Source organism: Actinomadura napierensis, assembly GCF_039529375.1.
GTDB classification, from domain to species: Bacteria; Actinomycetota; Actinomycetes; order Streptosporangiales; family Streptosporangiaceae; genus Spirillospora; species Spirillospora napierensis.
Genome location: NZ_BAAAMR010000055.1, coordinates 23,510 through 36,031, shown reverse-complemented (window position 1 = coordinate 36,031; position 12,522 = coordinate 23,510). Strand labels below are relative to the sequence as shown.

At 70.4% G+C, this 12,522-nt stretch carries 10 protein-coding genes and 1 tRNA gene; 2 read left to right on the top strand and 9 right to left on the bottom strand.

Features of this window, described 5'->3' with window-relative positions; all coding sequences use genetic code 11:
• Positions 1-435 precede the first annotated feature (435 nt).
• The 5 genes from ABD296_RS27560 to ABD296_RS27540 form a co-directional block, all read right to left on the bottom strand.
• On the bottom strand, positions 436-1,620 hold the full coding sequence (locus ABD296_RS27560) for a sensor histidine kinase (RefSeq protein WP_344273248.1): 1,185 nt from the start codon (positions 1,618-1,620) through the stop codon (positions 436-438).
• Positions 1,621-1,640: 20 nt separating this feature from the next.
• The gene (locus tag ABD296_RS27555) at positions 1,641-2,480 is read right to left on the bottom strand and encodes a CPBP family intramembrane glutamic endopeptidase (RefSeq protein WP_344273139.1); all 840 of its coding nucleotides are present in this window, start codon (positions 2,478-2,480) and stop codon (positions 1,641-1,643) included.
• A 187-nt stretch (positions 2,481-2,667) separates the two neighbouring features.
• A complete protein-coding gene (locus tag ABD296_RS27550) occupies positions 2,668-3,540 on the bottom strand; it encodes an alpha/beta fold hydrolase (protein ID WP_344273136.1) in 873 nt (290 codons plus the stop codon).
• A gap of 166 nt (positions 3,541-3,706) precedes the next feature.
• Entirely contained in the window at positions 3,707-4,033 is a 327-nt protein-coding gene (locus ABD296_RS27545; RefSeq protein ID WP_344273133.1) for a hypothetical protein, read from the bottom strand.
• Between the two features lie 31 nt (positions 4,034-4,064).
• Positions 4,065-4,517 carry a winged helix-turn-helix transcriptional regulator gene (locus tag ABD296_RS27540; RefSeq protein ID WP_344273130.1) on the bottom strand — a complete coding sequence of 151 codons (453 nt, stop codon included), beginning with the start codon at positions 4,515-4,517 and terminating at the stop codon, positions 4,065-4,067.
• An 82-nt stretch (positions 4,518-4,599) separates the two neighbouring features.
• On the opposite strand from ABD296_RS27540, the gene ABD296_RS27535 reads away from it, so the two are divergent.
• Positions 4,600-5,772, top strand: coding sequence for an MFS transporter (locus ABD296_RS27535; protein WP_344273127.1), 1,173 nt, complete (start codon positions 4,600-4,602; stop codon positions 5,770-5,772).
• Positions 5,769-6,221, top strand: a complete 453-nt coding sequence (locus ABD296_RS27530) for a GNAT family N-acetyltransferase (protein ID WP_344273125.1) — start codon at positions 5,769-5,771, stop codon at positions 6,219-6,221. The genes ABD296_RS27535 and ABD296_RS27530 overlap by 4 nt, the downstream gene beginning before the upstream one ends.
• Positions 6,222-6,446: 225 nt before the next feature.
• Here ABD296_RS27530 and ABD296_RS27525 read toward each other — a convergent pair.
• From ABD296_RS27525 to gyrB, 4 genes are all read right to left on the bottom strand, one after another.
• Positions 6,447-6,520, bottom strand: a tRNA-Ile gene (locus ABD296_RS27525).
• 88 nt (positions 6,521-6,608) lie between these two features.
• Positions 6,609-7,574, bottom strand: a complete 966-nt coding sequence (locus ABD296_RS27520; RefSeq protein WP_344273122.1) for a DUF3566 domain-containing protein — start codon at positions 7,572-7,574, stop codon at positions 6,609-6,611.
• 42 nt (positions 7,575-7,616) lie between these two features.
• Positions 7,617-10,124: a DNA gyrase subunit A gene (gene gyrA, locus ABD296_RS27515; protein WP_344273119.1), complete on the bottom strand. Its 2,508-nt coding sequence runs from the start codon at positions 10,122-10,124 to the stop codon at positions 7,617-7,619.
• A gap of 91 nt (positions 10,125-10,215) precedes the next feature.
• The gene (gyrB, locus tag ABD296_RS27510) at positions 10,216-12,153 is read right to left on the bottom strand and encodes a DNA topoisomerase (ATP-hydrolyzing) subunit B (protein WP_344273117.1); all 1,938 of its coding nucleotides are present in this window, start codon (positions 12,151-12,153) and stop codon (positions 10,216-10,218) included.
• Between the last annotated feature and the right edge of the window lie 369 nt (positions 12,154-12,522).

The window sequence follows — 12,522 nt, the reverse complement described above, 5'->3', positions numbered from 1 at the left end:
CAGCGATGAGACGGCTCTCGCGGCCCGTCCGTGCACATCGCGTTCACAGCTTGTGGGCAGCCGCCCTCCACAGGCACCCGCAACCCGTGGAAGGCGTCGCCCACCGAGAATCCCCAACGACGTCCCCAGCCGCCATCCGACCCGCGCTTGTGGACAGCCGCCCGCGCATCGCTCCAGTCGCGTGACGAGGCCCGAAGTCGGCGCGCCGAGGCCTCGTCCACGAGTTCCCCGCCGGTGCACGCCACCTGTGGATAACATCGTCCACGTCCCAGAGGTGGTCGCCGTGCCCACCGCCGTCCACCGGACGTCCCCAAGCCTGCTTCCTGGGGATATCCGCGTCATTCCTGGCCACGCGCGGTTCCGTCGCCAGGGAGCCGGCCAATCCACATCCTGTGGATAACTCTGTTCACATCCCGGCGCCGGCGGGCTTCACCGTCACGATCCGCTGCCCGACGGGATGCGCGCCCGCACCAGGAAGCCGCCGCCGGGACGCGGGTCCGCGCCGAACTCCCCGCCCAGCGCCGCCACCCGCTCGCCGAGGCCCAGCAGGCCGCGGCCGCCGACCCCGACGGCCGCGGCACGCGACCCCGAGCCGTCGTTGCCGACCTCCACCGTGATCTCATTCGCGCCGTAGCGCACCTCGACCACGGCCTGGCTCCCATGGGCGTACTTCAACACGTTCGTCAGGGCTTCCTGCACCACCCGGTAGGCGACGGCCTCGGCGCTGCCCGCGGCCACCGCGGCCTCGCCCACCTGCTCGAACTCCACCGGCTGCCCCGCCCGCCGCGTCTGCTCCACCAGCGCGCCCACGTCGCCCGCGGACGGCGCCCTGCCCTCCGCGCCCGTGCCGGCCCCGGCATCGGCGCCGGTGCCGTGGTCAGGGTTGAGCAGGTCGAGCAGATGCCGCAGATCGGTGATCGCCCGGCGGCCGGTGTCGGTGACCGCGCTCAACGTCTCGTCCAGGCGGTCGGGGGCCGCGAGCAGGTAGCGCGCCGCCTCCGCCTGCACCACCATCGCCGTCACGTGATGGGTCACCACGTCGTGGAGCTCGCGGGCGATGCGGGTGCGCTCGGCGGTCCGGGTGGCCTCGGCGACGCGGAGCCGGCGCTCGGCCTCGGCGGCCCGCGTGGAGCGCAGCCACGAACCGACCCCCCACACCAGGACGAGCGCCAGGTAGAACGTCACGTACTCGTCCACCTGCTCGTTCGCGCCCGCCCGGTTCAGCCCGACCGCGAACACCGGGTACAGGGCCGACGCCACGATCATGAACGTCCGCCGGTAGCGCTCCGCATGGGCGCCCGCGCTGATCAGCGCGATCGGCAGCGCGGTGCCCGCGACCAGGTGGTATCCGCGCAGCTGGTCGGCGGCGAACCCCAGCATCACCAGCGCCGCGCACACCGTCGGCCACCGCCGCCGCACCGCCAGGGGGAGGCACTCCAGGACGACGACCAAGGCGCCCAGTGCGTCGAAGGGGCGGGTCGCCATCTCCCCGATCTGCGTCCCATGGCCGTGGAAGCCCGGAAGGAACGACATGGCGGCCATCAGCAGCGCCAGCGGGAGGTCCCGGACCGTGACGTCGAGCCGACGCCACAGGTCCGGGACCCGGTCGAAATCCGTCATCGGAAGCCGCCGCGTACCGATCATCGGGAGAGCGTAGCGGTCGCGGCGGCCCGGCCGGCGCCCCGCCGGCGGGCGGGCACCAGGTGGCCGCGGCGGTGGGCCAGCCACATGAACACCACCGTCAGCGCGAACCCGGCCCCGACCGCGTACAGGCTCGCCTCCGGGCCGAACTTGCCGCCGGTGACCAGCGACGGGCCCGACGTCACGCCGTCCAGCAGCCCCTTGTTGTCGCCGTTGCCCGACACCTCGGTGCCGAAGATGCCCGACTCGGCGAAGTTCCAGGCGAAGTGCAGCCCGATCGGCACCCACAGGTTCCGGGTCGCGGCGTACGCGGCGGCCAGCATGCCCCCGGCCTCGATGGCGATCGCGATCGCGCCCCACAGGGTGGCGTCCGCGTTGGTGAGGTGCGACAGCCCGAACAGCAGCGCGGTCAGCGCGAGCGCCGCCCACGTCCCAATGCGCCCCTCGATGATCCGGAACAGGATGCCCCGGAACAGCAGCTCCTCCGTCACCGCCGCGGCGGCCATGAAGCCGAGCAGGGCGAACGTGCCCGAGACCGAGCCGAAGCCGTCGACCCGGTAGTCGCCGAGGAAGGCGATGTTCGCGATAACGGCCGCGAACATCACGAAACCGATCAGCATGCCCCGTCCGACGGCGGGGGCGGCGCCCTTCGTCGCGATCTCTGCCGGCGCGCGGTGCTCGGTCCGCCGCACCACCCAGGCGTACACGACGGGCGCCAGCACCGCCGTCGCCATTCCCACCACCAAGGTGAGGGCCGCGTTCCCGTCCACCGCGGCGGCGATCTGGCTGCCGACGAGGGCGACCGCGGCGACCGCCAGTAGTTGCTTCACCAAACGCATTTCCGACTCCTTTAAGACGCCCGCGGCCCGACTTCCGCGGTCGCGATAACGCTATGGATTGAGGCCTTGAGGAAACGTCACCGCGCGGAGGACATTTACGGGTAGCTCGCACGGGGGACGGACCGTTCCGCGGCCGCGCGGCCGAAGGGCGGGACGCCGCGAGGCCCGTCGACCGCCCTCCGGGTTCTCAGCTCGCGACCTGCGCGGACACCCGCTCGACGGCCTGCACCGCGACGTCGGGCTGCTCCAGGTAGATGTAGTGGCCGCTCTTGCCCGCCACCGTGAACCGGCTGCGGCCGGACAGCGCGAGCCACCTGCGCTCACCGGCCGTCCAGGCCGCCTCCAGGCGCGGGCCGGCCCCCGGGACGGCCACGAGGTACGGCTTCCCGTGCTTGATCACCTCGACCGGGATGTTCCCGGCGGATCGGACCTTCCCGTCGGGCGTCGCGAGCCGCTCCGGGTTCTCGCCCCCGAAGACCGCGAGGTTCTGCGCGCGCAGCTGCGCCGCCGGACCCGTGGCGGACGCGGGGATCGCGGTCTTCAGGTCGGCGAGCATCGTCGAAGGCGTCGCGTCCATCAGGACCAGCCCCTTGACCTGGCCCCGGTGGTCGGGGGCGTACCGGGCGGCGATCAGCCCGCCCATCGAGTGCCCGGCCAGGACCACCGGCGCATCGCCCGCGACCTCGTCGATGACCCCGGTGAGGATTTTTCCGGTACTGGCGAAACTCTGCGGCGCGTCCGGCTTGCTGCTCGCCCCCTCCCCGAGCCGGTCATAGGAGCACACCCGGTTCTTCGTGCTGAGCGTCTTCTGGAAAGCGGCCATCTTGTCCATCCCGTCACCCAGGCCGGGCAGCAGGACGACGACCGGCGCGTCCCCGTTTCGCCGTCCCGAGCAGGACACGTTCACCGTCTTCTTCTCGATCGTGAACTTCCTCGCCCCCGAGAAAGTGTCGGGCTTCTTCGAGGCGAACCCGTCGTCCTCGCAGCCAGTGAGCCCCGTCCCGGCCACCGCGAAGCAAACCGCGACCGCGGCGAACGTCCTGAACTTGCGGGTCATCATGTCCTCCAGCGAAAGAACCGGCGGCCGGGACGCAATTCGCCACCGCCTGTATTTCGCGGCCTGTAATGCCGCGCTCACAATGAGAACGCTAGAGATTCGACGACCCCGGAATCATCACCGCGCGGAGGACATTCCCAGGTAGCTCGCTCGGGGGACGGCGTACCCGTCACTCCGAGAGTTCGCGGCGGCACAGCGTGGCGAACTCGCTCGCCCTCTGCCTGAGTTCGCGGTGCTCCACCTTCCCGGCCTCCAACTCCGTCAGTTGACGTGCGAGGTAGGAATCGCTCAGCCGCAGGCCGACGTACGACCCGGCCTCGGCGACCTGCTGGGCCTTGTCCGCCGCCTCCTCCGATCCGACGATCTCCACCCACCGTTCGTGGGCCAGGCGGCGCTCATCTGCCCGGCCGCCTAGGAGCGCGGTCAGAGAGGCTCCGCCGACGGCTGCGACGAGAGTCGATCCGGCCGTGATGAGATTCGTCCACGGAATGGACACCCCATCACCGTCGGGCGGAGGTCCGCGGGGGTCAAGAGGGTCGTCGCACCGAGGACGTGTCGCTCGTCAGCGGCGTCCCGTTCGCCGCCACGGGCAGGAGGTCGGGGACGCGAGCACCGTCGCCGTCGACCAGGACCGAGTGCTTCTCGCCCGGCTCGAAGGCGTGGCGTTCGCCCCACTGCCGCAGCGTGACGATCACCGGGAAGAGGTCCCTGCCCGCCTCGGTGAGCTCGTACAGCCTGCGCCTGCCCGACGGCGCGCCGACCTGGACGAGCAGGCCGCGGGCGGTGAGCTTGCGGAGCCGTTCGGTGAGGATGTTGCGCGCGATGCCGGTGCGCTGCTGGAACTCGGTGAACGAGCGGGCGCCGTCCATCGCGTCGCGGACGATGAGCAGGCTCCACCGGTCGCCGACGAGATCGACCGTGCGGGCGACCGGGCAGGTCGGATCCGTCCACCCCTGCCCGTCGGCGTCGTCGCGTGCCATCACACCTCCAATGAGTTGCACATTGAAACTATTCTGACCTAATCTCCCATCAGTTGCAAAATGAAACTGATCGGGGGGCTCGGTGAACTGGAGGACGAGGCTGCTGCTGGGGGTGGTGTGCGGGGTCGCGGTGGCCGGCGTCTACGCCGCGCAGCCGGTGCTGAGCCCGATGGGCCGCGACCTGGGCGTTGCGGACGGCTCGCTCGGCTGGCTGGTGGCCACGGGCCAGCTCGGCTATCTGGCCGGACTGGTCCTGCTGGTGCCGCTGGGCGACGTCCTCGACCGCAGGCGCCTGATCGCCGCGCACCTCGCCCTGGTGGCCGCGGGCACGGCCGTCACCGCGGCCGCCCCGGCCGCCTGGGCGGCGTTCTCCGGACTGGCCGCCGCTGGCGCCTTCGCGGTGGTGGTGCAGACGACCGTCGCGTACACGGCGTCGATCTCCCCGCCAGCCGAACGCGGCCGCAACCTCGGCATCGTGACCTCGGGCGTGGTGATCGGCATCCTCGGCTCGCGCGTCGCCGCCGGAGTCCTGGCGGACCTCTGGGGATGGCGGAGCATCTACGTGACCCTCGCCGTCCTCGCCGCGGTCCTCGCGCCGCTCACCCTCACCGCGCTGCCTGCGGACCCCCGTCCGGACACCGCGCGGTACGGGCAGGTGCTCCGGTCATTCGGCGGGTTGTTCGTCCAGCCGCTTTTCCTCAGCCGCGGGCTGATCGCGTTCTTCCTGTTCGCCTCGTTCGGCACCCTGTGGAGCGGCATGGCCCTGCCGCTGGCCGGCGCGCCGTGGCACCTCAGCCAAGCGCAGATCGGGCTCTTCGGCGTCGCCGGTCTCGCCGGAGCCCTCGGCGCCGCCAGGTCCGGACGCTGGGGCGATGCCGGGCACGCGCACCGCGTCACCGGCATCGCGCTGGCGCTCCTGCTCGCCTCCTGGGCAGCCATCGGACAACTCTCATGGTCGCTGCCGCTCCTGGCCCTCGGCGTGCTCCTGCTCGACTTCGCCGTCCAAGCCGTCCACGTGAGCAACCAGCACGCTCTCACCACCGCCTACCCCGACCGCACCAGCACCGCCATCGGCGCCTACATGGTCTTCTACTCCCTCGGCTCCGCCCTCGGAGCAACCGCGACCACGGCCCTCTTCGCCACCACCGGCTGGCTCGGCCCCACAACCCTGGGCGCGACCCTAACCCTCGCCGCCCTAACCACCTGGAAGCTAACCCCCACCCCCCGTCGGCATTGCCTAACGTGCACTCCGTGACGAAAGCGATGATCCGATACGGCCAGGCTGACGAAGCCGACGACGTCCTGGAGTTCTGGAAGCTGGCGGGCGAGGGGACAGACCGGCACGACTCGTCCCAGGGCTATCTGGCACTGATCGAGCGGGATCCGCACTCTCTGCTGGTCGCGGAGGCCGACGGGCGGATGGTCGGCACGCTGATTGCGGGGTGGGACGGGTGGCGCGCGCATCTGTACCGGCTCGCCGTCCATCCCGCCTACCGGCGGCAGGGCATCGCACGGAGGCTGATCGAACGAGCTGAGCTGCGCTTTCGCGATTTCGGCGCGTTCCGGGCCGACGCCATGGTCCTGGACGCGAACGAGCTCGCTCACCACGCTTGGAGCACCGCGGGATACCACCGGCAGCCCCAGTGGGGCCGCTGGGTGAAACCGCTGGACGCACCACGACCGGACGAACAAGATCAGCGATAGCCGTCCCGCCCCGCGCCCCGAGCGCCCAGGGGCGAAGCCGCCCGTGGGGGGCAAGGGGGCGGAGCCCCCAAAGGGGGGCGTGGGGGGCAAGGGGGCGGAGCCCCCAAAGGGGGGCGTGGGGGGCGGAGCCCCCCACATCGGGGGTCCGGGGGTCGCCCCCCGGGTGAAATGACGGAGGAGTGGCGGCCCGCGCTCTCCGCGGGCACACCACTCCCATCTCCGAAGTGGGCCTAGGAGGACTTGAACCTCCGGCCTCATCCTTATCAGGGATGCGCTCTAACCGACTGAGCTATAGGCCCGTACTGCCGCCGCCTTGCGGCGCAACCAGAGATTACCCCATGGGGAACAGCAACCGGAAATCGATTGGCGGGCGGCGGCGGGGTCGCGCTATTCGGCCTCCTTGAGGGTGACCTCCACGCCGCCGACGAGGTCCGCGGCGAGGTTGTAGATGACGGAGCCGACCGTGGACAGGGCGGTGATGAGGAGGACGTTCAGGGCGCCGACGAGGACCGTGTAGCCGAAGACGCGGGCGAAGGAGAACCAGCTGCCGGCGTCGACGCCGCCGTCGGTCTCGCCCTGCTGCTTGGTGAGGCTGTTGATCGTGTCGCTGATGGCGTCGAAGACGCCGAGGCCGGACAGGATGATGTACAGCACCACCACGGCGACCAGCAGGACGACGAAGCAGACCAGCGACATCACGAAGCTGAACTTCATCACCGACCACGGCTCGAGCCGGGCCAGCTGGAGCTGGGCCTTGCGGGCCGGCTTGGCCGGCGCGGGGGCCTTGCCGGAGTTCACCGGGGCGACGGCGGCGGAGGGGCGGTCCTTGAGGACGGTCCCCGCGAAGCCGGAGCCCGTCCGGCCCGGGCCCGGGCCGGACGAGTTGCCCGACGCGGCGGCCGCGGCCGGCGGCTTCTCCGTCCGGCCGCTGGAGACCGAGCCGGACGGCTCGGCGGGCTTCGCCCAGCTGGACGGGCCGGGCCGCTTGGCGGGCGCCGGGCCCTTGGCCGGCTCGGCGGTGTCCTTGACCGGGGCGATCTCCGGCGTCTCGGGCTTCGCCGGCTCGTCCTTGACCTGGGCGAGGTCGATCCTGGTCGCGTCGGCGCCCGAAGGGGAGCCCGAGGAGCCCGCCGAACCCGAGGATCCCGTCGCGGCGTCCGAGCCGTTCTCCGAGGCGGCGTCGGAGTCGATCTCGACGGTGGCCTCGTCCCGGGCCGGCTTGGCGGACGCGGCGGCGACGGTCTTGCCGCCGGGCCTGTCCGCGGCCTTGCCGGTCGCGGCCGGGCGGCCGGCGGGCTTGCCGGCGCCCCCCTTGCCGCTCCCGCCCTTGCTCTTGCCGGGCTCGGTGCTCACGTGTCCTCCTGGCCTAGCGGCTCGGTGAGGAGAACGGAAACGTCACTCACCATCGCCCCCCTCGGCGTCGACTGAGTCCTCAATGGTGGACTCTACGTTCCTCGCGATGGCGACCACGCTGTCCCCCTCGGCGAGGTTCATCAGGCGGACGCCCATGGTCTGCCTGCCGGACTGCTTGATCTCGGCGGCGCTGGTGCGGATGACGCCCCCGTTGGAGGTCATGCCGAACACCTCGTAGTCCGGGCGGACCATCAGCGCCCCTACCAACCTGCCGCGAGATTCCACGATCTTAGCGGTGAGAACTCCCTTACCACCCCGCCCTTGGACGGGGTACTGGTCGGCGGGGGTCCGCTTGGCGTAGCCGCCCTCGGTCGCGACCAGGACGTCGTGCTCGGCGTCCTTCACGACCAGCATGTTCAGGACCTCCTGGTCCTCCTCGAAGCGCATGCCGATCACGCCGGAGGTGGCGCGGCCCATCGGCCGCAGGGACTCGTCGTCGGCGTGGAACCGGATCGCCTGGGCGCCGGTCGACACCATCAGCAGGTCGTCGTCGGCGGAGACGAGCCGGGCGGCGATCACCTCGTCGTCGTCGACCAGGTTGATCGCGATGATGCCGCCGGTGCGGGGCGAGTCGAAGTCGCGCAGCGCCGTCTTCTTGACGCGGCCCTTCTTGGTGGCGAGGACGAGGTAGGGGGCGACCTCGTAGTCGCGCAGGTCCATGACCTGGGCGATGTGCTCGTCCGGCTGGAACGCGAGGAGGTTCGCGACGTGCTGGCCGCGCGAGTCGCGCCCGGAGTCGGGCAGTTCGTACGCCTTCGCCCGGTACACCCGGCCCTTGTTGGTGAAGAACAGGATCCAGTGGTGCGTCGTGGTGACGAAGAACTGGTCGACGATGTCGTCCTGCTTCAGCTGCGCGCCGCGGATGCCCTTGCCGCCGCGCCGCTGCGCCCGGTACAGGTCGGTCTTGGTGCGCTTGGCGTAGCCGCCGCGGGTGATGGTGACGACGACGTCCTCTTCGGCGATGAGGTCCTCGTACGACACGTCCCCGTCGAACGGGATGATCTCGGTGCGCCGCTCGTCGCCGAACTTCTCGACGATCGGGGCCAGCTCGTCGCCGACGATCTGCCGCTGCCGCTCCGGCGAGGACAGGATGTCGTTGTAGTCGGCGATCTCCGCCATGAGCTTGTCGTACTCGTCGGTGATCGCCTGGCGCTCCAGGGCGGCGAGCTTGCGCAGCTGCATGTCCAGGATCGCCTGCGCCTGGATCTCGTCGATGTCCAGCAGGTTCATCAGGCCCTGCTGCGCCTCCGAGGCGGACGGCGAGCGGCGGATCAGCGCGATGACCTCGTCGATGCGGTCCAGCGCCTTCAGCAGCGCGCGCAGGATGTGGGCGCGCTCCTCGGCCTTGCGGAGCAGGAACCGGGTGCGCCGGACGACGACCTCGATCTGGTGCGCCACCCAGTGCCGGACGAACTGGTCGATGCGCAGCGTGCGCGGCACGCCGTCGACCAGCGCGAGCATGTTCGCGCCGAACGTCTCCTGCAGCTGCGTGTGCTTGTACAGGTTGTTCAGGACGACCTTGGCGACCGCGTCCCGCTTGAGGACGATCACCAGGCGCTGGCCGGTCCGGCCGGAGGTCTCGTCGCGGACGTCGGCGATGCCGTCGAGCTTGCCGTCCTTGACCGACTCGGCGATCTTCAGCGCGAGGTTGTCCGGGTTGACCTGGTAGGGGAGTTCGGTGACGACCAGGCAGGTGCGGCCCTGGATCTCCTCGACCTCGACGACGGCCCGCATCGTGATGGAGCCGCGGCCGGTGCGGTAGGCCTCCTCGATGCCCTTGCGGCCGACGATCAGGCCGGCGGTCGGGAAGTCGGGGCCCTTGACCCGCTCGATCAGCGCCTCGAGCAGCTCCTCGTCGGACGCGCCGTAGTTGTCCAGGAACCAGCGGACGCCCTCGGCGACCTCGCGCAGGTTGTGCGGCGGGATGTTGGTGGCCATCCCGACCGCGATGCCGGCCGAGCCGTTCACCAGCAGGTTCGGGTACCGCGACGGCATGACGTCCGGCTCCTGGGAGCGGCCGTCGTAGTTCGGGGAGAAGTCGACGGTCTCCTTGTCGATGTCGCGCAGCAGCTCCATCGCCAGGGGCGCCATGCGGCACTCGGTGTACCGCATGGCAGCGGCGGGGTCGTTGCCGCGCGAACCGAAGTTGCCGTTGCCGTCGACCAGCGGGTACCGCATCGACCACGGCTGTGCCAGGCGGACCAGCGCGTCGTAGATGGCCGAGTCGCCGTGGGGGTGGTAGTTCCCCATGACGTCGCCGACGACGCGGGCGCACTTGAAGTAGCCGCGGTCGGGCCGGTAGCCGCCGTCGTACATCGCGTACAGGACGCGGCGGTGGACCGGCTTGAGTCCGTCGCGGACCTCGGGCAGCGCGCGCGCGACGATGACCGACATCGCATAGTCGAGATAGCTCTTCTGCATCTCGACCTGGATGTCGACCGGTTCGATCCGCTCGCCCGGGTGTCCACCCTCTGTGGTCACGTCCGTCACTCTCAAGACCTCTTCTGCTAAATGGGAACGAAGTACGACGCCCGATGGGAGCCCCGCCGCCGGTCAGGGCGGGCGGGGGCCGCCGCACCTGTCAGATGTCGAGGAAGCGCACGTCCTTGGCGTTGCGCTGGATGAACTCCCGGCGGGGTTCGACCTCCTCGCCCATGAGCACGCTGAACAGCTCGTCGGCCTGGGCGGCGTCGTCGAGCTGAACCTGCAGCAGGACCCGGTTGTCGGGGTCCATCGTGGTGTCCCACAGCTCGTTGGCGTTCATCTCGCCGAGGCCCTTGAAGCGCTGCACCTGGTCGCGGGGGCGCGGGTCGCGGCGGCCGGCGGCGATCCCGGCCTCGATGATCGCGTCGCGCTCGGCGTCGGAGAAGGCGTAGTCGGCCTCGTTGCCGCGCGCGTCCCACTTGATCTTGTAGAGCGGGGGCTGCGACAGGTACACGTGGCCGGCCTCGATCAGCGGCTTCATGAACCGGAACAGCAGCGTCATCAGCAGCGTGTTGATGTGGTGGCCGTCGACGTCGGCGTCCGACATCAGGATGATCTTGTGGTAGCGCAGCTTGGAGATGTCGAACTCGTCGTGCACCCCGGTGCCGAGCGCGGTGATGATCGCCTGGACCTCGTTGTTCTTGAGGATCTTGTCGATCCGCGCCTTCTCGACGTTCAGGATCTTGCCGCGGATGGGCAGGATGGCCTGGAAGTGCGGGTCGCGGCCGCCCTTGGCCGAGCCGCCCGCCGAGTCGCCCTCGACGATGTACAGCTCGGACTTGCCGGGGTCGGTGGACTGGCAGTCCGACAGCTTACCGGGCAGCGACGTCGACTCCAGCAGGCTCTTGCGCCGGGTCAGGTCGCGCGCCTGCCGCGCCGCCACCCGCGCGCGCGCGGCCTGCGACGCCTTGTTGATGATCTCCTTGGCCTCGCCCGGGTTCTCCTCGAACCAGTCGCGCAGATGCTCGTTGCAGGCCCGCTGCACGAACGACTTCGCCTCGGTGTTGCCGAGCTTGGTCTTGGTCTGCCCCTCGAACTGCGGGTCGGCCAGCTTGATCGAGATGATCGCGGTGAGGCCCTCGCGGACGTCCTCACCGGTCAGGTTGTCGTCCTTGTCGCGCAGCAGCCCCTTGTCGCGGGCGTACCGGTTGACGATCGTCGTCAGCGCCGCACGGAACCCTTCCTCGTGGGTGCCGCCCTCCGCCGTGTTGATCGTGTTCGCGAACGTGTGCACCGACTCGGCGTACGAGGAGTTCCACTGCATGGCGATCTCCACCGACATGCCCTCGGTGTCGTCGCCGAAATAGATCGTGGTCTCGTGGACGGGTTCCTTGCGCGCGTTGATGTAGCGGACGAAGTCCTCGATGCCGCCCTCGTAGCAGTACTTCACCACGTTCGGCTCACCGTTGGAGTGGTCCGGCCGCTCGTCCACCAGCGTGATCGACAGGCCGCGGTTCAGGAACGCCATCTCCTGCATGCGGCGCGACAGCGTCTCGAAGTTCCACTCGAGGGTCTCGAAGATGTCGCCGTCGGGCCAGAAGGTGATGCGGGTGCCCGTCTCGGCGGTCTCCTCGCCCCTGCGCAGCTCCGTCGCCGGGCCCTGCCAGGTGTAGGACTGCCGCCACACGTGGCCGTCCACCCTGACCTCGGCATCCAGCCGGCTGGACAGCGCGTTCACCACCGCCGAGCCGACACCGTGCAGGCCGCCGGAGACCGCGTAGGACTTGCCGTCGAACTTGCCCCCCGCGTGCAGCGTCGTCAGCACCAGCTCGATCGCCGGGCGCTTCTCCACCGGGTGCTCGCCCACCGGGATTCCGCGGCCGTTGTCGAGCACGCTGACGCCGCCGTCCGCGAGCAGCGTCACCACGATGTCGTCGGCGTAGCCCGCCAGGGCCTCGTCGACCGAGTTGTCCACGATCTCGTAGACCAGGTGGTGGAGGCCGCGCTCACCGGTCGACCCGATGTACATGCCCGGACGCTTGCGCACCGCTTCCAGGCCTTCAAGGACAGTGATCGAACTAGCGTCGTACGCCAAAGGAGATCCTCCTGCCGGGGATGGTGAGCCGCCCCGCGCCCAGGGGAGCGCGGTGTGCCCCGTACACACATGAGGGCGCCCTAGTGCTCCGTACGTGTTCGGTAGAGCTCTGGGCACCCCATGGCGGTGCAGCATCCTGAACCCGTTTTCATTCTACCGGGTCACACGGCGAAAAGTGGCACTCCCGAGCGCTGTGTGCGCGTGTGGCGGCCGAGCGGGCCCGGAGATGCATCCCCCCATAGCCCTGGGGGGGTTCTCTGGCCTACGGCGCGCTCGTTGCTGAACTCGTCACCGAGCTTCCCGAACAGATGTTCCCACCCGCCACCGACATCCCGTCACGCCGCGCGACCGCCTCCGCGGCGCGCCGTC